Consider the following 23683-nt stretch of genomic DNA (forward strand, 5'->3'; position numbering starts at 1 on the left):
TTATAAATACATGTATATTTATATTACTATAATTTCTATTAAGATTACAATTCTAACTCTATCAATTTATAATTTTTTTAGCGTTCAAGAAAGGTTCAAAGTTATTTCTATAAAGAAAAGAAAAATAGGCATACTACCTCCTAATCTAAATAAGAAGTAATATGCCTTTTAATTTTTATATTCAATTATTCAAATAGATAATTATGCTACAGTAACTATATTGACTGAATCAATTTAATTCATCAAAACATGCAGCAACTGCATTCGAGAACTTATAATTATTTTGAGCATCCCAGTTAATCGACCATGTCATAATTCCACGTAAGGTTGGATATGTATTAGGAGCTACAAAGTTGCCCGCTTTTGAACCAGTAACTAGCGATTTAAATGCCGAAGTTACAATAGAAGGATCAATATAACCGCTTCCTGCTCCTTTAATGGATGCTGGGAGTCCAAGTCCTACCTGATCCGGTCTTAATCCATTTTCCAGCTGTATTGTTGCAAGTGCTGTTAAAAAATCAGCATTACCTTGAGAGTACACTTTTCCATCATACCCCAACATTGCACCTGAATTGTAGTACTGTGTATTACATATTGTAAGTATATCTTTTATCGCCAATGCTAATTTAAAATATTCATATCCCGTAGATTGCATATCTAAAGTTTGAGGTGCCATAGTAATAATTAAATCTGAGCCCACTTTTTTATACAGTGAACGTAGCGCTTTCTCCATATATGTCGCACTAATTCCGTGTTCTAGATCAATATCTACACCATCAAATCCATACTTTGTCATTAAGTTATATACACTATTTGCAAAAATATCTGCTTGTGTATCATTCGCTACACTAACTGTACCAACTTCTCCACCAATGGATATAATAACCTTCTGACCTTTTGCTTTTGCTGCTGCAATGTCACTAATAAACTGGGCTTCTGTATAACCACCTAAAGCTGTACTTAATCCTGAATCTAAGGTGAATTTCACTTCTCCAGGTGTTGAGGTGGATTCAGCAAATGCAACACAAATAACATTATATGTTGATGGTACATCACTTATTTTTAAGCTTGTTGCTCCATTATTAAAGTTTTGCCAATATCCTGTTAAAACGTAAGGTGGTAAATCCGAAGAAGGTATTGTAGGTGTTGGCGTTGGTGATACAGTTGGACTTATCATCGGTGTGATCGTAGGTGTTGGCATAACCGTTGGTGTAGGCGATATCGTTGGTGTTGGTGATATTGTAGGGATTGGTGTCGGTGTAGCCGACGGAGTTAACGTTGGCGTAGGTGTAACCTCCCCCACATTACGAATAAACTTCCATGGCTTCCAATCCTCAGTTCCTGGTATGTCTCCAAGTGTCCACCATTTTGCCTCATATACTTTTCCATTATATATAGCTTGATCGCCAGCTACATATATTGTAGTACTATTCCATAATGGTATTGTTTCATTTTGTATATTTTCTGATGCTAATATTTCATTTGCATCTTCTGACGGAGTAAACGATGTACCAAGTATTGTAGAAGCGGTATTATTTCTAACTACTCCAATATTTTTCCATGGTCCCCACTCTTCTGTTCCTGGTATATTTCCAAGTGTCCACCACTTTGCCTCATAAATACTTCCATTATAAGTTACCTTATCTCCAGCCACATAAATTTTTGTATTATTCCAAGGTTCTATATTATTTATAGTTGGTGTTGGAGTTGGCGATACCATCGGCGTTGGTGCTAAAGAAACAGATGGTGTTGGTGTTATCGTAGGTGACGGCGATACTGTTGGCGCTATTGTAACAATTGGAGTCGGCGTCACAACTTGATTATTAATACCTAAAGATCTTGCAGTAAATTCAAGTAATTCTCCTTCTTTATCTCCACTACACTCCCAGAACATACCACCACCAAGATTTCTGCTCTTTAAATAATCTAATTTATACCCTAGTGACTCTTCATCATCATATGTAATAAACACTTTTGTTTGCTCACTGTATAGATAAGGACATTTTGCATAGTCATCCCAATACCTTACATATCCTCTCTTTCCAATATAATTTGTTTTTATATCCCAGTAATCCCAAGAAGAGCCTTCCCATGTTCCTAAATCAGTACCAGCCGAAGTAGCTGCACTTCCATTATGAAAAAGACTTGTCTCTGGAGTTGCATTTACATTAATCCATCCTCGTCCATAAAAAGGTAGTCCCAAGTTTAAATCCTCTGGATTCGCTCCTGCATTAATATAAGCATCCACTGTTGCTTCGATGCTAAAGATAGAACCTGTTGTATCCTTTGGATTTAAATACAATGGAGAATTGTGATTTGTCTGTGGATCAAAACCGCCATGATAATCATAAGTCATAAGGTTAATCCAATCTAAATACTTCATCATATTAGTAACATCAATATTATTCACATAATTCTGATTTGCGGATGATGCAATCGTTAACAGATATGTTTTTCCATCAATTGCACTTTGTGCATCGAGCTTTTGTCGAATTAATTTTACTAATTCTACGTAGTTTTGTTTATCAGTTGGTCTATGAGGTATATTATTTCCACCCTCCACTGGATATTCCCAATCGATATCAATGCCATCGAATCCGTACTTTAAAATGAATTCAACTGCGGAACTCGCCATCTTCTCGCGTTTTACAGGATCTGCGGCAACGTCTGAAAAATTGTTAGACCAAGTCCATCCACCAATAGAAATCAAAGTCTTAAGATTTGGATACGTTTCTTTGATCTTTTTTAACATACCAAAATGTCCAGCCGTATTATTGCTTTGATCTTCCCAGGTAAAACCTGCACTTGGATATAGGGATGTAATCTGACAATCTATCCAAGGATCACCTACAACTACAGTTCCATCGGATTTTAAATTTGCAAAAGCAAAATTTAAATGTGTCAAATTTGAAAAATCCACTTTATCAATCCCATAATTTCTCGCATAACCAGCCCACGATGCATAATACCCAATTAACCGATACTCTTTTTGAACTGATAAGTTTTCCAATTCATTTGTACTTTGCGCTGTTGCATTTGTATTCACAAATACTAACATAGCAAGCATAACAAATACTGTAAGTAAACTAATTAATCTTCTGTGTTTCATTTTTAAACTTCCCATAAAACATCCATCCTTTCTTTTTGAGACATAAATCATTAAGTTTTAATACTCTCTTCTTATGTTTCTTATAGAAAGCTATATAAAATTTGGGTCCATCAATCAGTTTATTATAATTTAATTTTAAATCAAATGCAATTTTGAGTACATAGTCAAAGTTGTTTTATATTGCTTATTTTTGTCCATTCTTGTGCTGATAATTCCATAAGCTCTCTTAAATTGATAGCCTTTGATAATAAAAAGATATTACAAATAGCTTTTAAAAAACGCTAATTTGTAATACCTCTTTGTTTTGAACTTATTAAATAATATTAAATAATCCTATGTAAATTCTTTAATGATATATCCAAAATCGGTGCTGAATGTGTTAAAGCTCCGCTAGAGATAAAATCCACTCCAATGTCCAGTAAGTTCTTAATATTTTCCTTGGTTACATTTCCAGAACATTCAGTTTTAGCGCGATTGCCAATTAGTTCTACCGCTTTTTTCATTTCTTCTGGTGTCATATTATCAAGCATAATAATATCAGCACCTGCATCTAATGCCTCTTGCACCATTTCTAAATTTTCCACTTCAACTTCTATTTTACGTACAAATGAAGCATATTCCCTTGCCATAGCAACCGCTTTCTTTACTCCTCCTGCTGCTCCAATGTGATTATCTTTTAATAAAATACCATCTGATAAGTTAAAACGATGGTTGTACCCACCCCCTACTCTCACGGCATATTTCTCAAAAATCCGCATATTGGGAGTTGTTTTTCTCGTGTCTAATAATTTCGTCTTGCTTCCCTCTAATAGCTTCACAATAGAAGCTGTATATGTTGCAATTCCACTCATCCTTTGTAAATAATTTAGTGCGGTTCTCTCCCCTGATAATAAAACCCTAATATCACCTCTAACTATGGCTAATAAATCGCCTTTCTTCACCTGCTCCCCATCCCTACATTTAAACTCAACAAAAGTATTGCTATCTAACAATAAGAATACTCTCTCAAAAACCTCTAAACCCGCTATTACACCGTCTTGTTTACAAATTAGTTCTACTTCACCTTGTTGGTATTTTGGCATCACAGAATTTGTCGTAATATCTTCATCCACAATATCTTCTTTCAGTGCTTGTAAAATTAACGGATCCATATTTAATTTCATCGTAATATCATTTATCATGCTATCCTACCCTTTCACTTCGTCATAATAACATTTACGCGTTGTTTCACCCATATTTGTTTCATTCGTATTGCTTCACCCGTTTTATTTCATCTATTATCATTTTCTTATATTCTGTTAGCAATGCATCTTTGTTTTTATACTTTTCATAGTCAATGGATTCAATATAACAATCACTACCTACTATTTCATTATTATGCGTTCCACTAAAACACTTTTCACTACCTGCTATCTCGATCTCATCTCTTCTACACAGGCGCATTTCACTGTCCGCTATCTCATTATCATTCCTACTACTCAAAGGTTTCCTAATTAAGAACTCCCAAGCTATATCTTCTGCCGCTCGTTTTGCAAAAACCAAACTTTCCAGTAATGAATTACTTGCTAATCGATTCTTACCATGTACACCATTACAACTGATTTCCCCTGCTGCATATAAGCATTCCATACTCGTTTTACTATGTAAGTCAACTTTAATTCCGCCCATAAAATAATGCTGGCTTGGTACTACGGGTATACATTCTTTCGTTACATCAAATCCTTCTTCTAAACAGTGTTTATAAATGTTTGGAAAGTGATTGATAATTTCATCTTTATCTATTGTTTCCATAGAAAGCCAAACATAAGGTTTCCCATCCCGTTCCATTTGCTTTTTAATTTCTTTTGATAGTAAATCCCTAGGTAGCAATTCATTCACAAAGCGTTCACCCTTGGCATTATATAAAATGGCTCCCTCCCCGCGAACAGATTCCGATATTAAGAATCTTCTTCCAGGTTTCGTTGAATATAACGTTGTAGGATGTATCTGAATGTAGTCTATATGTTCTAACGTAATATTATGGTTAAGAGCAATGGCTAAAGCATCTCCCGTTAGATGCGAAAAATTAGTCGTGTTATCAAATATACCGCCAATTCCACCACATGCAAACACTGTGAAAGGAGCTTCTATTGTATGAACTCCCCCTTCTTTATCTTGACCAATAATACCAAAACAGCGATTCCCTTTAGTTAAAATATCTAACATTGTAAAATACTCAATAATCTCAACATTTTTTAATTCTTGTACCTGCTTTAGTAACTTACTTGTGATTTCTTTCCCTGTAATATCTTTATGGTAAAGTATTCTTGGTGCACTATGAGCACCCTCTTTGGTAAAGGTGAGTTTCCCATCTTTCTTATTAAACTCAACTCCGATATCTATCAAATCTTCAATTACACTTTGTGAAGAACGAATCATAACGTCCACGGATTCTTTATTATTTTCATAATGCCCAGCTTTCATTGTATCTTCAAAATAACTGTCGTAATCAGCTTCATCTTTTAAGACACAGATTCCTCCCTGGGCTAAAAATGAATCACTACTTTCAACGTCTGATTTCGTTACAATGATAATTTTTTTATCTTTTGGTAAATTAAGTGCACAAAATAAACCTGCAACGCCACTTCCTACAATAACAACATCTGCTTTTCGCTTCATTACTATCTCATCTGACTTTCTCTTATATTCTTTATTCCATGGATTTAGTTTTCAAAAATTAAAATAATATTGCTCTACTTTGCTAGTTCTAACATACGATTTAGAGGTACCTTGGCTTTTAATCGTAGTTCCTCATCTATTTCCACTGGATTTTTACCATAAAGTAAAGTATCCCTGACTTTTTCTAATGTAATACGTTTCATATTCGGGCAAAATTGACGATGACCAACGGAATAAAATCTCTTGTTTGGATTCTTTAATTTTAGCTCATATTCAATTCCCATCTCTGTACAAATGATAAATTCATCAGCTTCTGACTGCGTCGCATAATCAATGATACCAGAAGTACTTCCGATATAATCTGCAAGCTCTAATATTTCCAATTTACATTCTGGATGTACTAAAATCTTAGCACTAGGTTTTGCAGCCATTGCCTTTAATACATTTTCCTTTGAAATACTTGTATGGACATGGCAAAAGCCATCATTAAATATAAATGTTTTCTCAGGTACCTGATTGGCAACATAACGCCCTAAATTTTCATCTGGTATAAAGAAAATATACCTATTTGGTAATGCTTTTACGATTTCAATTGCGTTGGATGACGTTACACATATATCTGCATATGTCTTTAATTCAGCCGTTGAATTGATATAGCACACAACTGCTAAATCTATGTATTTCTCGCGCATTTCCTTAATTTTATTTACATCTACCATATGTGCCATTGGACAATCTGCCGACATATCTGGAACCAAAACTCGTTTCGTAGGATTTAGAATTTTTGCACTTTCACCCATAAAGGTTACACCGCAAAATAATATGGTATCTTCCTCTACCTTTGTCGCTATTTTACTTAAATAATAAGAGTCTCCAATATAGTCAGCAATTGCTTGAACTTCCTCATTCACATAATAGTGAGCTAATATCACGGCATTGTTTTCTTTTTTTAATCTAGCTATCTCTTCTATTAAAGAATCCATAATAACCTCTCTTTGAATCTGTTCTTTTAAGTTTTAAACAATAATACCACATTACTTTACATCTGACAAGACACCTGTATTATTTATGTATTTAGTATCTATCAATTAAAAAAAGCTCCTGAGACGAATCCCAAAAGCCTTAAAATTCAAATTAATTTATATGTTGTACATGCCAACAAAATCTCATTTCTACAAAATTTAATAACATCCAACTAAACAATAAACAACACTCAATTACTGTTCTAATTTAGGTATATAATAATTTTCATTCGTGTCCGGATGCTTCACAATCGTAAAATCCATCTCATACACTTCATGTAGATTTTCTCTAGTTAACACATCCATACGGTCACCGCTTGCAAATATCTTTCCATCTTTCATTAAAAAGATCTCTTTGCAATAGGAGTATGCTAAATTCAAATCATGAAGCACTGCTATTATGGTTGTCCCACGTTCTTCATTTAGCTTTTTTAAACACTGCATCAATTCCATTTGATAACGAATATCTAGATGTGATATTGGCTCGTCTAAAATTAAATATGGTGTCTGCTGAGCGATTGCCCTTGCAGTAACAACACGCTGCGCTTCTCCTCCACTTAAATTTAAGAATGACTTATTTCTAAACTTATCACATTTTGTAAATCTCATTGCTTCTTCTACAATTTCTCGGTCTTCTTTCGTTACTCCAGCAAATTTTCCTTGATGGGGTGCTCTTCCCATCATTACTATGTCATAAACGGTAAATGCAGCATCTAAGTTTGTATTTTGCGGTACGAATGATAATATTGTAGCAAGTTCCTTACGATTATAATCATCGATATCCTTATCTTCTACTAAAATCTCTCCTTTAGAAACCGACAATAAACGTAAAATATGACGTATAAAAGAGGTTTTACCAGAACCATTGGGCCCTAATATCCCATAAAACTTCCCTTTTTCTATTTTAACATTAATGCCATTTAAGATTCCTTTTCCATCTTTTTCTGGCTGCCAGTACAATTCATTTATATCGATTCCCATCTTAATACCTATTTCAACTACCATAAATCGCATACTAGGTTGATATGGCAGACCTTTCTACTATTATTTTAAGCTTATCAATATTTTCATAAACTTTTTATCAATAAATACTTATACAACTTCGTTTTTATCAATAAACACCTATATAACTTTGCTTTTATCAATGAATTCTTATACCATTTTTCTTTTATTTCGTTGTAGTAAAAATATGAAATAAGGAGCCCCAAGTATTGATGTGATTACTCCAACTGGCAATTCCGAAGGTGAAATTAAGATTCTAGCTATCGTATCACAAAGTATCATAAAAATAGCTCCAAGAAAACAGGATAGAGGTATCAGCTTTTGGTATTTCGGTCCACTGATTAAACGAATACAATGTGGAATTATTAAGCCAACGAACCCAATAATACCACTAACCGAAACACATGCTGCAACTAATAAAGATCCAACAGCTATTAATACCTTTTTTGCTCTTACAGTATCAACACCAAGGCTTTCCGCTGTTTCTTCACCTGTAGATATTAAATTTAGTTCCTTAGAGTAAACACCAATCGTAATAGAACATACAACTGCAACACAAAATAAAAACAATACTTTTTTCCAATTTGATGCTGAAAAGCTCCCAAGTGTCCAAAGATATACTTTTTCAATTTGCTCACGATCCAAGCTCATTACTAGGGATATAAATGAGGATAGCATTGAGTTTACAGCCGTACCAGTTAGTAAAATATGTACGACAGGTAATTTGTTACCAACGCAAGATATTTGATACACAATAAGTGCTGTAATTAATGCACCGATAAAAGCAAATATTCCCACAACTCCAAGTCCTAAAAATGTCATACTAATCCCACTAAGCATGGCAATTGTTGCTCCAACTGCAGCTCCAGATGAAATACCTAAAATATGCGGATCTGCTAGGGGATTTCGAAATAGTCCTTGAAAACAGGCACCTACAATTGCTAATGAGGAACCGCAAATTCCAGCTAGGAAAATTCTTGGTAAACGTACTTGCCAAATAATTTTTATATAAACTTCTCTATATTCCCCACCATCCACAAGCCGATTCAAAAAAGGAATACGCATTAAAATTATTTTTAAACTATCAAGCATGGATAAGTTAGCAGAACCAACCGAACTAGCGAATAATATTACTATTATTAATAAAATCGCTAACCATGCACAATGTAATCTTATTTTTTTTCCTACATTTCGCACTTTACTACCCTTTGTATCAGTTATGATACCTTTCTTAATTAGTTTTCTTTCAATCTAAAATATAAAATACTTTATTTTTCGTTTTTTCATTGAAAGACAAAAATAAAGATATAATGACTGTTTCATTATATCTTTATTTTATATTTGTTTCAACAGACTATTCATTCTCAGCAAAAAAGTTATAAATTATTATCTAATATTATATATTACAGAACTTATTTATAATTAACAAGTTATTATTTACTATATCCAAAGCATTATTCTAATAAATTTATAGTAGTTATATATGTTTGCTCCGTACATGGCCCAGAATTATACTTTCTAAAACAGCTTTATATAACAATACGATTTGAGCATCGACATAACAATATTTATTAATCACATATTCTAACGTTTTAAAAATAAAGCATACACTCATTAACACCAAAGACACAATTGTTATACTAACTGGAAGTCCTTTTGCAATAATAAATATAGACGCTGCTAAATAGGCGATAAAAGCAAATAGATACGTCTTACTAATTCGAAAAGCCAAAGTCATTGTATCATTTAATCGATCATGCATTCTAGCTATTGTTTCAATATCCTTGTCTTTTAATCGTCGGTAAATATCTTCATATACAGCTCTTCCTTCTAAGGACTTATTCTGCATGTTTTTATGAATATATGTGAAATATCTATTATAACTAATAATTCCGAGCTCACTCTTAATTAATTTTTGAAAAACACTCGTCATAATTCCACTTCCTTCCGCAGATAAGTTGATTTAGTTATCTACCATTAGTATTTGCTACAAGACAAAATCAAGTCTCAGTAATTATTTGAAATTTTGGAATTAAACGATAAATTATTCACAAAATGTTCATATCTTATCCATACTATAAACACATATTTCAATTATAATAACATTATAAATCAACAACGAAAGTAATTAAAAAGTATGATTTATACAATTAATAATATGCTAATAAGATAATTTTTTTCATAAAACAAAGCCCGGCAGTTACCCTCCCCCTCTACCGGGCTTCTCCTCTGTTCTTTTTTAAATAACACTTATTTCTCCTATTAATTTGATTACTTCATTATAATCAAAACGTTCAGCCGCAAGAATCATTTCTTTAACTTTTTCTTCCTCATCTGCATTTGTCAATGGTAGCAACTCTTTTAAATTTTCTAACATCAACTCATATTCAAACCGTTTCGCATGATATAAAACCGCTTGTTTTCGTTCCTTCTTCTCTATCTCATAAGTCTCTTTATTACTTATACTTTCTTTTTTAATATTATGATTCTCTTTTGAGTCTATTATAGTATATGCGTCTATCGCATGTTCGAGTGCAGTTAAAAGCTGGGTTAATTTTTCTACAAAATTCATTATTTGACTGTAATTTATTGTTAAATTATTATCAATATTCAACTCCATCCTAGATGCTTCATCGGCTAAATTAGTCGCTCCAATATGCATTAGAACAGATTTAATACTATGATATTCTTTCTTTAACTCTAAGTATCTTATATCCTGTGAGAATTTATTCATCCGCTCAATACATTGACGAATATTAATGATCGATACCTTGATTATTTTTAAATAAATAAGTGCATCACCAATTGCATAATGGAGCCCTTTTTCATAATCAATACCAGGGATTTTAGAAACCAGCTTACATATGTTTTCTGCTCTATCATCCGAAGCATTCCTATTATACTCCACTTCTTCTTTTACAATATCTTTCATTTCGGTATTCTCTATATCAAACTGTGGAAATAAATCTTTTAGAATTTGATTTAAAATCTCTAATTCAATTGGTTTTTTAATAAGCTCGTAAGCTCCCGCTTGATTAAAATTTTGACGTATCTCATCATCGATTTTACCAGAAACCCCAATAATTATAGGCTTATTTGATGAATCAAACGTTTTTTGAATCCATCTTGTTAGTTCCAACCCGTCGATATTTGGCATAAGATAATCTATAAGAATTAAATTATACTTTTCATGTTTCATCAATTTCATTGCTTCATTTGCGCTTGATGCTTCTTTAACTGTCACACCTAGTAAATTTAATAAATTTTTAGCGACAAATCGATTTACAGTGTTATCATCTACAATTAAAACTTTAATCTTTTTTCTTTTTTGAAAATCATCTTGTTGAGATTCACCTTGCTGAAATTCACTTTGTATCAAACAGGAATTATAATCAGTATAAGAATTTTGATCTTTTGAAACAATATTAGTATATTGCCCAATGCAATTATTTATTTTACTTATTTTATCTTTTTGATCATTCAATTACGTTGCCTCTTTCTATTAAAATCATAAGCCTTTTTGCTTACAATATGTAATTTTATAGATAATCCACCTTAATAATAATTATTCAAAATATGTTTCATACATTTTTAGTAATATTTTATCAATAAGTACCATATTTATCAACTAAAAACAACATTTTAACAAAATACACTCTTTTCTAACCATGTTTTTTTTGTTATAATGAAAGATAGGGAAAAAAAATATCAAACTTTGTAATCAATTTTTGGAGGTAGTCGAATGTCAGATGTTTATATCATGGATCATCCACTTATACAGCACAAAATAGGAATAATGAGAGATAAGGCAACATCAACAAAGGAGTTTAGAGATTTAGTTTCTGAAGTTGCAATGTTGATTTATTATGAAGCAAGCCGTAATCTTCCTTTAGCTGATAAAGAAGTAGATACTCCACTGGTAACTACAACAGTAAAAGAGATTGCTGGTAAAAAACTTTGTGTTGTTCCAATTCTTAGAGCAGGAATGCACATGGCAGATGGAATTTTAAATCTTACACCAAATGCAAAGGTAGGACATATCGGCCTTTACCGTAATGAAGATACTTTAGAGCCTGTTGAATATTTTTGCAAACTTCCTTCTGATGCTTCAGACAGAGAAATCTTTGTAGTTGACCCAATGCTTGCAACTGGCGGTTCTGCAATTGCAGCAATTCAATTACTTAAAAATCGTGGGATTTCAAAAATTCGTTTTCTTTGCTTAATAGCAGCACCTGAAGGAATGGCTAAATTACAAGCTGCACATCCTGATGTTGATATCTACATCGGTGCTTTAGATGAAAGATTAAATGAACAGGGATATATTTTACCAGGCCTTGGCGATGCTGGCGATAGAATTTATGGTACGAAATAATCAGATTGTTTTGAACTGAAATTAGGAGCTACTTAAAATACATGAAAAGTGAAGTATTTTAAGTAGCTTTTCCTTTTAGATTATCTTACTGAAAATTTATAGATTGTAACAGAATCAAATTCTTCTCCTGCTTTTATTACACAGGATGGAAATTCATGAATATTGCAGCTATTCGGGAAGAATTGTGTTTCAAAACAAACACCATCCCTTTTTTTATAAACATAATTATTTTTTCCTTTTTCCTTACCCTCAATAAAATTACCAGTGTAAAGTTGCATTCCAGGCATATCCGTATAAATTTCCATAAGGCGACCTGTTTGCTCTTCAAAAAGCTCAGCCACTTTTACTGCTTCTTCTCTCGTTGTTTTAAGAACATAATTGTGATCATATCCACCCGCTTGTTTTAAAGGTAAATAATCAATTTCGATATCTTTTCCGATTGTTTTAGGCGTTCTAAAATCCATTGGAGTTCCTGTAACATCAAGAACTTCTCCAGTTGGAATAAGTGCATCATCCGTTGGAGTAAATTTATCTGAGTCTATCATAAGTTTATGATTTAATATGCTTCCAGAATCATGTCCCGCTAGATTAAAATAAGAATGATTTGTAAAGTTAACAATTGTATCTTTATCTGAAATAGCATAATATTCAATTACTAATTCATTGTCATCGGTTAATGTATAACTAACTGTAACTTCTAGATTTCCAGGAAATCCTTGTTCTAATTCCTTGCTAAAACGTGAAAATTCAATTTGGTTTTCACCATCTTCTTCATAAATTTCTACATCGTACATAAATTTATTATAGCTTTTACTGCCACTATGAAGATTGTTTTTACCATCATTTTTTTCTAATTCATAGGTAGTGCCATTTAATTGAAATGTTGCATTTCCAATACGATTTGCATGCCTTCCAATAAACGATCCGTATCCTGGTGAATTTACTTCGTATTGTTCTATGTTGTCATACCCAAGAACAACATCTTTAATTACTCCCTTTTTATCTGGCACTAGTATACTAACAATATTTGCACCAAAGTCTGATACAACAACCCGCATTCCGTTCTTATTGCTTAAAGTATATAAAGATGCCCTTTCTCCGTTATTCGTTTTACCAAATTGTTTATTTGATATACTCATCTTACCCTCAATTCTGGCAATTTTCGCCTTTACTTTTTCCCATTATTTGTATTATATCATTATAGAGAATAACTGAAAAGCATTTATTTTCCAATAAATGCTTTTCAGTTCCAAGTTTTTATCTTCTATTTTAAATAAAATACCTGTTTCATAAAAGTGATTGGCTCTGCCTCATTAAAATCGAAGGATCCTTCCACCATTTTAGAAGTAATTGCATTCCATTTTTGACATGCCTCACTTTTTGCTATATACTCATTGGCTGCTTTCACATCATCACATTCAAAACAATAGAAAAACTGATTTCCGTTTTGAAAAATCGAATAATTACGGTAGCCTGCCTTTGTATGCTCCTCCATAATTTCAGGCCATGGATTAAGATGCATCTTAACGTATTCCTCTAAACATTCTTCCTTTACTTTCCAAGTCCAAGCATATTTATTATTATTAATCATAAGCAAACCCTCCATTATCGATAATTACTTATATTATGCTATAAGAAATAAGCAAGTTCTACGTTAAACAAACGCTGTACTTTGCAGTTTCGCTCAACTTATTACCTAAAATAGCTCTAAGGCCAGTGTTAATCTTGGTAGCCCCCGCACCCTAAGACCGACTTTAGAGACAAAAAAAAGGTTAACCTTACGGTTAACCTTTCAATCAATTATTTCTTACAATATAGCTATTTCTGTATAAAATTCAAACATTTATATATATAGAAAAAGGTACACTGAAAGTATTCTTGATTATATTCTGCTTACGTTCGTAGCTTGAGGTCCTTTTGCACCCTGAATTACTTCGAATTCAACTTCCTGACCTTCTTCTAAAGACTTGAAACCGTCCATGTTAAGACCAGTGTAGTGTACGAAAACATCGCTTCCTTGTTCATCAGAGATGAAACCGAAACCTTTTTGGTTATTGAACCACTTTACAGTACCTTTGTTCATGAGTAAATCCTCCAATAAAATATTTGTGCAACCTATAGATTACAACATAATCATGATACCATTGATTTCTAGTAATGTCAAACATATTTTTACTGACATTAGTACTAATTTATAAGATTTTGGTAAAGAATAATAAATTGTACAATGAGAATACAAGGCATTCCTATGGTAAATTTTTTATGCTTTGTCTTATGACGAAACACTTGCATCCCAAGAATTGAACCAATACTTCCCCCAATAATTGCTATAAAAAACAATGTTTTTTCCTGAATTCTCCAGGCCTTTTCTCTTGCTCGGCGTTTATCAATTCCCATAATTATAAAACCAATTAGGTTGATTATTATCAGATATACTGTTAGAACCATCAAAAAATTATCCAAATTATCCTCTTTTCTATTATATAACTTTATAATTTAACTTAAGATGTGCTTAATTGATAGCGTATCCATGAAATACATGCTTTCACACTCCATATATGTAATCTAAGTCATAAGATTTAAACGTATAAACTAAATTTTAAAACTTCTTCAAGAATTAAAATACCACAAAATATAATTTTCCATTATGCTAATGAAAAGTACACTTTGTGGTATTTAACACCCTATTTTTATGTCATTTATTTAAGTCATTTTTAAGCCATATTTTAAGCCGAATATTAAAATTCTATTTTACTTGTTTTAGTGCTCTTACTTCGATGAATAGAGTTTACTCTTCTTCACTTTCGGAGATTTCAATTCCAAGTTCCACTAATTGTTTTTCATCCACAACGTTTGGAGCATCTGTCATTAGACAAGAAGCATCCTTAACTTTAGGGAATGCAATTACATCACGGATGGAATCTTCTTTAGCCATTAACATAACCATACGGTCAAGTCCATAAGCCAATCCTGCATGAGGTGGAACACCGTATTTAAATGCATTTAATAAGAAACCAAAACGGTCATAAGCATCTTCTTTACTAAATCCAAGTACTTCAAACATTTTTTCCTGAACATTATTTTGGAAGATACGTACGCTACCACCACCGATTTCAGTACCATTTAATACGATATCGTAAGCTTTTGCTCTTACTTTACCAGGATCAGTCTCAAGAAGTTCTAAGTCTTCTTCCATTGGCATTGTAAATGGATGGTGCATTGCTGTATATCTACCTTCTTCTTCAGAATACTCAAGTAATGGGAATTCAGTAACCCATAAGAAGTTAAATTTGTCTTTATCTAAGAGTTCTAATTGTCTAGCAATTTCTAAACGTAAATTACCTAAAACATCATATACAACTTTATTTTTATCTGCTGCAAACAATAGTAAATCTCCTGGTTTACCTTCCATCGCATCTACTAATGCTTTTAATTCCTCTTCTGTCATAAATTTAGCAAAAGATGATTTGTAAGTACCATCTGCATTGATAGCTAAATAAGCAAGACCTTTTGCTCCAAAACCTTTTGCAAATTCTACTAAGGCATCAATTTTCTTACGTGGCATTTCACCTTGTCCATTGGCATTGATACCACGAACAGAACCACCATTTTCTAATGCACCAGTAAATACTGAGAATCCACAGCCTTTTACTACGTCTGATACATCCTTTAATTCCATACCAAAACGAGTATCTGGCTTATCAGAACCAAAACGATCCATTGCTTCTTGCCAAGTCATTCTCTGAATTGGTAATGCAACATCTACACCGATTACTTCTTTGAATACTTTTTGTAATAATCTTTCATTAACATCAATGACATCATCTACGTCAACAAAGGATAATTCCATATCGATCTGAGTAAACTCTGGCTGACGATCTGCACGTAAATCCTCATCACGGAAACATTTTGCAAGTTGGAAATAACGGTCATATCCTGAAACCATTAATAACTGCTTAAACAACTGAGGTGATTGTGGCAACGCATAAAAATTACCTGGATGCACACGGCTAGGAACTAAGTAATCTCTAGCACCTTCAGGAGTTGATTTTGTTAACATTGGAGTTTCAATTTCAAGAAATCCTTCATCAGCTAAGAATTGACGTGTTAAAGTTGCAACTTTACTTCTCATCATTAAGTTTCTTTGTAAATCTGGTCTACGAAGATCAAGATAACGATACTTTAAACGTAACTCTTCCTTTGTTTTAGATTCTTCTTCGATTGGGAATGGAGGTGTCTCAGCTTCAGAAAGAATGCGAAGCTCTGTTGCTCTAACTTCCACTTGGCCAGTTGCTAAATTATCATTAACAGCACCTGCACGAGCTTCTAACTTACCTACAACAGCAATAACAAATTCACTTCTTAATTTGCTAGCCTTTTCAAAACCTTCCTCACCAATATCGCTTCCTTCAAAAATTATCTGTAATAAGCCAGAACGATCTCTTAAGTCAACGAAAATAATTCCGCCCTTATTTCTACTTTTCTGAACCCATCCCATTACGGTAACGGTCTCACCAATATTGGCACTGCTTAACTCGGCACATCTATGAGATCTTTTTAATCCCTTCATCGACTCAGCCATCTTTAATCCTCCTGTATCCTGTTTAATTTCCGAACTTTAGCTCTTCCTAAAGTTTATAATTTTTATAAAGACAAACTTCGTAATATAGATAAATGATATTACTATATACGATTTACATTGCTAATAATACATCTTTCATCAAAAAAGAATAATTAATTCTGATAAGATATATTCTTATAAGCTATTTTTCCTTTTAGAGTATACACTTCTTCTATGCTTAAATCAACGCTTTGTTGCATTTTTATCTAATTGATTGTTGCATTTTTCATATGATCGATAAATTTATCAAAATCAACTTCGATTTGCTCACCATTCTCCATATTTTTAAGTGTAACTTTTTGATTTGCTAATTCATCCGCACCTAAGAGCGCAACATATCTAGCACCAATTTTGTTTGCATATTTCATCTGAGCTTTTACACTACGGTCCATAAAATCAGTCTCAGTAATGATTCCTTCATTTCGAAGGTTTGTAACAAACTCAAATGCTTTTGCTTTTACTTCTTTTCCTAAGATCCCAATATATAAATCAATCTTTGGTTCTGGCGCTAATTCCACGTTTTCTTTTTCTAAGAAATAAAGAATTCGTTCAATGCCCATACCAAATCCAACGGCTGGAATATCTTGTTTTTCATCGATTTCATGGATTAAGTTATCGTAACGACCGCCACCACATAATGTAAATCCTTCACTATTTACAAATTCAAATACTGTCTTTGTATAATAGTCAAGACCACGAACGATTCCAGTATCAATTTCAAAAGGAATGTTTAAATCTGTTAATAATTGCTTTAATTCTTCAAAATGGTCCTTACATTCCTCATCTAAATAATCAATGGTTCTTGGAGCATCTTTCACGATTTCTTTACAAGTTGGTACTTTACAATCAATAACACGAAGTGGATTCTTTTTCATACGTTCGCGACAAGTTGAGCAAAGACTCTCTTCATGCTTCTTTAAATAAGACACTAATGCATCATTGTATGTCTTTCTGCAATCCTTACATCCAATGCTGTTGATATGAAGTTTTGCATCTTTTAATCCTATTTTATTAATAAATGTTGTGATTAAAGTAATTAATTCTACTTCTGCAAGAGGGCTCTTAGATCCAATAAACTCAACGCCAAATTGGTGATGTTGACGAAGACGGCCACTTTGTGGTTGCTCATAACGAAATGCTTGGGTAAAGTAAAATAATTTTGTTGGTCCGCTTTCTGCATATAAATTATTTTCTAAATATGCACGAATTGCTCCCGCAGTACCCTCTGGCTTTAAGGTAATGCTACGATCACCCTTATCTGTAAAGGTGTACATTTCTTTTTGAACAACATCTGTTGTCTCACCAACACCTCTTTGAAACAATACGGTATGTTCAAACATTGGTGTGATAACCTGCTTTATGTGATAAGTGTTACAAAGCTCTTTTGCTAAATCTTCAATAATGGTACGCTTGTGCATATTTTCACCATACCAGTCTTGTGTTCCCTTTGGTCTTTGTGTAATCAATGTAATCCCTCCTATTATCTATTTTATACAGCCGGTTGTTTCATATACTTCCGGTTAATTTCTTCTATATAATCTCTAATCTTTGTAAAATTGTCTGAATATACTACTTTCATAAATGCAAGAAAAATTTCCATATCAAAATTTTTGACTTCATCTATCATAAGTTCAATTGCTGTATCTATATCAAAAGCACTTCGATACGCTCGATCAGATACTAGAGCAGCAAATACATCACAGGTTCTTAAAATTCTAGCGCCATACGGAATCTTTTCCCCTTTTATATTATCTGGATATCCTGAACCATCAAAATTTTCATGATGATGATAAATACTTCTTAAAATTGTTGTAGAATACCCACCTATTTCTTTCAATGACTCATAACCTAGTTCAGGATGCATACGAACATATTTCATTTCCTCTATCTTCAAGCTACCTTTTTTTCTACCATATAAAAGGTGACCAAGTCGTAATTTACCTATATCATGTAGCATTCCTGCCTTCGCCATTTCATAACAATATTCCTGACTAAATCCTAATTCTTGACTTAAATAAAATGCTAAATTACTAACTAAAATACCATGGGCAATTGCTTCATCTAGATCTTCTTTTAGTTCATCATCTAATTCTGATTGCTCTAATAAAGTTTCATTTTGAAATTCCATACATCATTACTCCTTTACATTCTAGAACTTTAAAGCCATAAATCCTTGCTATTTTTATCTAAGAAATCTATTTTTCTTGAAATCATCTCGTCCACTCGTTCATTGTAATCTTTTAAACTTTTTACATTCTCAACTCGCTCAATACGATTTTCATTATGAAATACAAACTTAGAGGAACCACCAGCACCAAGTGCTAAAATCGTTTGCTTTTCCTCCATAATCAGAATATTATAAATTCCTTCTTTTCCATATCTAGCATATCCGATATTTTCTAAGTTTTCAGCCATATTCTTTTGGCGATAGAGATAATATGGTAAATAATTATTCTCTTTCGCATAATCATAAGTAAGTTGTAACATAGTAAGCGGATCTCTTGCCTTTAAGTTTGCATACAACTCTTTATTGGTATTTAACCTTGCTGCACGTTTTATTGCTAATGTATGCACCGTAAGACTATCTGGATTTAATTTATGAATTTGCTCTAATGTATAAGAAACGTCTTCTGGAGTTTCCCCACTTAGACCGATAATTATATCCATATTGATATTGTCATGTCCAACTTCTCTAGCCATATAAAATGCTTCTTCAATTTGCTGTACCGTATGTTTTCTACCGATAATATCTAACGTCTTTTGTCTCATTGACTGTGGATTTATAGAGATTCTACCTACTCCATAATCCTTTAATATCTGTAGCTTTTCCTTCGTAATACTATCAGGTCTTCCGGCCTCTACCGTCAATTCTTTTAAAGCATTAACATCAAAATTCTTATGAATCGTCTCTAAAAGATAAGCAAGCTGTGTTTCATTTAACGTAGTTGGTGTACCGCCCCCAACGTAAATAGTGGCAAGCTTTTTATCTGGAAAGCATGTTTTCGCATATTCAATTTCTTTTGTTAATGCCGCTAAATATGGATCTACCTCATTCTCGTATCGATGTAGTGGAAATGAAGTGAAGGAGCAATAATTACAAGTACTAGGGCAAAATGGTATCCCGATATAAATACTGTAACTATTTTTATAATCAATTCCTCTTAAAATTTCTTGCTCTCTTTTTGCTACTTGCATACTGACATCGATCTTTTCATCGGAGCAATAGTATTCCTCTTTCATGAAGGAACGGATACTCTCTTCTGACTCATTCATTTCCAAACGATCTAAGACCTGTTTAGTTGGACGAATACCTGTTAGTGTTCCCCAAGGAAGCTCCTTATTGGTATCTCTTACTAATAATCGATATAGAGCTCGATGTAGGGCATTACGATAGACGCTGCGATTAATATTATTTCCTAATTCTTCGGCTTCTTCTTCTGGCAAAGCGTCTGGCTTTATTCTTGTAATTGTAAAAGATGTTTCTCTTAATATAAACCTTAATTCTCTCCAATCCTCTTGGTTACCTTCCAAAAGATTAGAGTCGGCTCTAGAAAGATTTTCTTTGTTTACATCTTGATTTGTATCTTTAAATACGGTTATTTCTTCTTCTGGATAGAAGGCTTTAATGAGCGGACGAATATCCTGCTCATAGTCTTCTCCATACATTGTAATCTCTATCATATAAGCTCCATATAATCTAAAAAGACATATTATATCTTTACTATATATTAGTCAATGCGGATATTCGCAATCCGCTCACACTATTTAAACTGCATAAGGATTGTTCATTTTCTCATGCCCAATTGTAGTAGAACTTCCATGTCCAGGATACACATTCACATCATCTGATAACGCAAATAAGCGACCTTTAATTGAAGAACTAAGCTGTGCACTACTACCTGTTGGAAAATCCGTTCTACCTACAGACTCATAAAATAACGTGTCGCCACTGATTAAAATTTTGTGATCTTTTAGGTAAAAACAAACGGATCCTTTCGTATGCCCAGGTGTATGAATTACCTGAATTGTCGTACCTATTAAATGTAATACTTCTAAGTCTTCGAATAAAACATCTGCTGTCAAACTTATTGGTCTTCCAAACATAGAAGACAAATTTATATTTACATCCTTTAAAAAGGAATTCTCCTCAGTATAGGCATAAATTTTGACCTGCTTTGCATCTGCAATTTCTTTTGCTGCACCAATATGGTCAAAATGGCCGTGAGTTAAAAGAATTGCTTTTAATGTGAGTTCCCTATTCTCTAACTCGTTAAGAATTCTTTGTCCTTCTGCACCTGGATCTATCACAATTGCTTCTTTTGTCTCTGTATTGCTAAGAATATAGCACATCGTTTGCAAACTTCCAACAGAAAGTCCATGAATTTTTATGTTTCCCATGATTAATCCCTTTCTCTACACCACCATCAGCCTGTGGTTCTTTCAATATCTATAACACTTTCTACATTTCGTAATTTAGCAACAAGGGCATGTAATTGCTCAACGCCACGAATTTCAAAACCAACGCTAATGGTTGCTGTTCCTTGTTTACTAGTTCGAACTGTCATAGACGTAACATCCACTTTGTTTTCAGTGAAGATACGAGAAACATCAAGTAAAACACCATTTCGATTATTAGCATAAATTTTTATTTCAGCGGTATAAAGTTCATTTCCTTTTTTGTCCTCTGAAATATTCCATTCTGCATCAATTAATCTTGCACGGTCTTCTTCGGAAAGATTGATGATATTAATGCAATCGGTACGATGAACAGACACACCTCTACCTCTTGTTACAAAACCAATTATTTCATCTCCTGGAACTGGAGAACAACATTTTGAAAAATGTACAGCCACATCATGTATTCCTTGGACTACGATTCCGCCTTTTGATTTAACGATTGCAGGACGATCCATACGAACTTCAGCAATTGAATCCAGTACCTTTTCATCGGTAATTTCCTTACGATGTTTTTTCATGTATTCTTCTTGAAGTTTATTTACTACCTGACCTTCCTTCAATCCACCATGCCCAACCGCAGCATAGATAGAATCCCAATCTCGGAACCCATATTTACGCATACAAGCTTCCATGAATTCAGGCTTTAATAAATCACTTAAAACGATTGCTTTCGTCTTACAATACGCGGCCATCATTTCTTTACCACGGATGATGTTATCTTCTTTTAATTCCGTCTTAAACCACTGATTTATCTTATTCTTTGCTTGTGTACTTTTTACAAGATTTAACCAATCTCTACTAGGTCCTTTTGAGTTTTGAGAAGTGATAATCTCAATACGATCGCCATTTTGTATTACATAATCGATGGTAACTAATTTACCATTGACTCTTGCTCCAACCATTTTATTACCTACAGCACTATGAATACTGTAAGCAAAATCTACTGGATTTGAACCTGCCGGTAAGTTTTTAACATCGCCTTTTGGCGTAAAACAATACACACTATCAGAAAACAGGTCTAAATCATTCTTTAATAAACTTAAAAATTCTTTGTTATCGGATAAGTCACGTTGCCATTCAAGGATTTGTCGTAGCCAAGTAAGTTTAGCTTCTTCTGTATCTTGTGAATGCTTTCCATCTTGTGCTTCCTTGTACTTCCAATGCGCTGCAATACCAAATTCCGCTGTACGGTGCATTTCAAAGGTTCGTATTTGTATCTCAAATGGTTGTCCTTGTGGTCCAATTAAAGTAGTATGCAGGGATTGATACATATTTGGCTTAGGCATAGCAATGTAATCTTTAAAACGTCCTGGTATCGGTTTATACATTTCATGAATCACACCAAGGGCTGCATAACAATCTTTCACGGTATCTACAATAATACGAACAGCAAACAAATCAAAAATCTGTTCCAAGGTTTTATTTTGATTTACCATCTTTTTATAAATACTAAAGAAATGTTTAATACGTCCGTCTATCTTTGCAGTAATACCCGTCTCAGCGATATGCTCACTTACATCTTTAACAATACTTGCAATAAATTCTTCTCGCTCTTCTTTTTTTGAAGATATCTTTTCAGACAAATCTTTGTATACTTCTGGTTCTAAGTATTTAAGTGATAAATCATCCAATTCTATTTTTATTTTAGAAATACCTAGACGTTGTGCAATTGGCGCATAGATATCCATGGTTTCTCTTGATTTTTCAATCTGCTTAATTGGAGTTTGATACTGCATCGTTCTCATGTTGTGTAAACGATCTGCTAGTTTTATTAAGATTACACGAATATCTTTTGCCATAGCAAGAAACATTTTACGTAAATTTTCGGCCTGTATTTCAACCTTATCTTTGGAGTAATTAAGTTGTGTTAATTTTGTTACACCATCCACTAAAAGTGCAACCTCTTCCCCAAATTGTTCCGATAATTCTTTTACGGTTAAAACGGTATCTTCTACAACATCATGAAGGATTCCTGCGGTAATTGTTTCTTTATCAAGTTCTAATTCTGCAAGTATAATTGCTACGCACAGAGGATGAATAATATAAGGTTCACCCGATTTTCTTTTCTGATCCTTATGAGCTTTAAGCGCAACCTCATAAGCCTTCTCAATCATGGACAAATCTGTAGAAGGATGATAACTACGTATTGTATTTAACAAATCCTGAAACAAATCTTCAGGGCTTGTGAAATCAGCTGGGGTGTGAGTTCCAACTTTTTTAGTACGTTCGTATGATATTTTTTGTTTATCCAAAGACTCCTCATGGTTAAGAAGTGGTTGTGGATTCTTTAACTGTTCGGAGATTATTTTTTGTATATTGTCCATGAAAACCATTCCTTTCCTTATGCTTCGCTATCACTTGTTTCTTGAGTTTATCTTTTTATTATAATAAGAAGCAACAAAAAAATCAATCTTTTTGGCTTTATGATAGAATTCACTCGA

At 33.2% G+C, this 23683-nt stretch carries 19 protein-coding genes; 1 reads left to right on the forward strand and 18 read right to left on the reverse strand.

Going from position 1 to position 23683, the window contains the following annotated elements:
• Positions 1-229 precede the first annotated feature (229 nt).
• From BN4220_RS07475 to BN4220_RS07510, 8 genes are all read right to left on the reverse strand, one after another.
• Positions 230-3124 (reverse strand): glycosyl hydrolase family 18 protein, encoded by a 2895-nt coding sequence (locus tag BN4220_RS07475; RefSeq protein WP_066715255.1) that lies wholly within the window; start codon positions 3122-3124, stop codon positions 230-232.
• A gap of 308 nt (positions 3125-3432) precedes the next feature.
• The gene (gene nadC, locus BN4220_RS07480) at positions 3433-4290 is read right to left on the reverse strand and encodes a carboxylating nicotinate-nucleotide diphosphorylase (RefSeq protein WP_347477061.1); all 858 of its coding nucleotides are present in this window, start codon (positions 4288-4290) and stop codon (positions 3433-3435) included.
• Positions 4291-4351: 61 nt separating this feature from the next.
• Entirely contained in the window at positions 4352-5767 is a 1416-nt protein-coding gene (locus BN4220_RS07485) for an L-aspartate oxidase (protein ID WP_066715257.1), read from the reverse strand.
• 74 nt (positions 5768-5841) lie between these two features.
• Positions 5842-6753 carry a quinolinate synthase NadA gene (gene nadA / locus BN4220_RS07490; RefSeq protein ID WP_347477069.1) on the reverse strand — a complete coding sequence of 304 codons (912 nt, stop codon included), beginning with the start codon at positions 6751-6753 and terminating at the stop codon, positions 5842-5844.
• 231 nt (positions 6754-6984) lie between these two features.
• Complete coding sequence (locus BN4220_RS07495; protein ID WP_242867756.1) at positions 6985-7794, reverse strand: ABC transporter ATP-binding protein; 810 nt, start codon at positions 7792-7794, stop codon at positions 6985-6987.
• A 147-nt stretch (positions 7795-7941) separates the two neighbouring features.
• Positions 7942-8988, reverse strand: coding sequence for a FecCD family ABC transporter permease (locus tag BN4220_RS07500; RefSeq protein ID WP_066715260.1), 1047 nt, complete (start codon positions 8986-8988; stop codon positions 7942-7944).
• 280 nt (positions 8989-9268) lie between these two features.
• Positions 9269-9724: a hypothetical protein gene (locus tag BN4220_RS07505; RefSeq protein WP_066715261.1), complete on the reverse strand. Its 456-nt coding sequence runs from the start codon at positions 9722-9724 to the stop codon at positions 9269-9271.
• Between the two features lie 306 nt (positions 9725-10030).
• Complete coding sequence (locus BN4220_RS07510; RefSeq protein WP_066715262.1) at positions 10031-11275, reverse strand: response regulator; 1245 nt, start codon at positions 11273-11275, stop codon at positions 10031-10033.
• Positions 11276-11533: 258 nt separating this feature from the next.
• Between BN4220_RS07510 and upp the strand changes: the two genes are divergently transcribed.
• On the forward strand, positions 11534-12163 hold the full coding sequence (gene upp, locus BN4220_RS07515; RefSeq protein ID WP_066715263.1) for a uracil phosphoribosyltransferase: 630 nt from the start codon (positions 11534-11536) through the stop codon (positions 12161-12163).
• Between the two features lie 80 nt (positions 12164-12243).
• On the opposite strand, the gene BN4220_RS07520 is transcribed toward upp, so the two are convergent.
• The 10 genes from BN4220_RS07520 to BN4220_RS07565 all read right to left on the reverse strand — a co-directional run bounded on the left by BN4220_RS07520 (position 12244) and on the right by BN4220_RS07565 (position 23566).
• Complete coding sequence (locus BN4220_RS07520; protein ID WP_066715264.1) at positions 12244-13302, reverse strand: aldose epimerase family protein; 1059 nt, start codon at positions 13300-13302, stop codon at positions 12244-12246.
• A gap of 125 nt (positions 13303-13427) precedes the next feature.
• Positions 13428-13754 (reverse strand): L-rhamnose mutarotase, encoded by a 327-nt coding sequence (locus BN4220_RS07525; RefSeq protein ID WP_066715265.1) that lies wholly within the window; start codon positions 13752-13754, stop codon positions 13428-13430.
• Between the two features lie 291 nt (positions 13755-14045).
• A complete protein-coding gene (locus tag BN4220_RS07530; RefSeq protein ID WP_066715266.1) occupies positions 14046-14246 on the reverse strand; it encodes a cold-shock protein in 201 nt (66 codons plus the stop codon).
• Positions 14247-14350: 104 nt separating this feature from the next.
• Complete coding sequence (locus BN4220_RS07535) at positions 14351-14626, reverse strand: DUF1294 domain-containing protein (protein WP_347477062.1); 276 nt, start codon at positions 14624-14626, stop codon at positions 14351-14353.
• Between the two features lie 325 nt (positions 14627-14951).
• The gene (aspS, locus tag BN4220_RS07540) at positions 14952-16745 is read right to left on the reverse strand and encodes an aspartate--tRNA ligase (protein ID WP_066715267.1); all 1794 of its coding nucleotides are present in this window, start codon (positions 16743-16745) and stop codon (positions 14952-14954) included.
• A gap of 245 nt (positions 16746-16990) precedes the next feature.
• A complete protein-coding gene (gene hisS, locus BN4220_RS07545) occupies positions 16991-18250 on the reverse strand; it encodes a histidine--tRNA ligase (protein ID WP_066715268.1) in 1260 nt (419 codons plus the stop codon).
• Positions 18251-18273: 23 nt separating this feature from the next.
• Positions 18274-18912, reverse strand: a complete 639-nt coding sequence (locus BN4220_RS07550) for an HD-GYP domain-containing protein (RefSeq protein ID WP_082812202.1) — start codon at positions 18910-18912, stop codon at positions 18274-18276.
• A gap of 29 nt (positions 18913-18941) precedes the next feature.
• Positions 18942-20465, reverse strand: coding sequence for a coproporphyrinogen dehydrogenase HemZ (gene hemZ, locus BN4220_RS07555; RefSeq protein WP_066715277.1), 1524 nt, complete (start codon positions 20463-20465; stop codon positions 18942-18944).
• Between the two features lie 84 nt (positions 20466-20549).
• Positions 20550-21182, reverse strand: coding sequence for an MBL fold metallo-hydrolase (locus tag BN4220_RS07560; protein ID WP_197467904.1), 633 nt, complete (start codon positions 21180-21182; stop codon positions 20550-20552).
• Between the two features lie 26 nt (positions 21183-21208).
• Entirely contained in the window at positions 21209-23566 is a 2358-nt protein-coding gene (locus BN4220_RS07565; RefSeq protein WP_082812204.1) for a RelA/SpoT family protein, read from the reverse strand.
• Positions 23567-23683 lie beyond the last annotated feature (117 nt).

This window comes from Clostridium sp. Marseille-P299 (assembly GCF_900078195.1).
Classification (GTDB): domain Bacteria; phylum Bacillota; class Clostridia; order Lachnospirales; family Lachnospiraceae; genus Lachnoclostridium.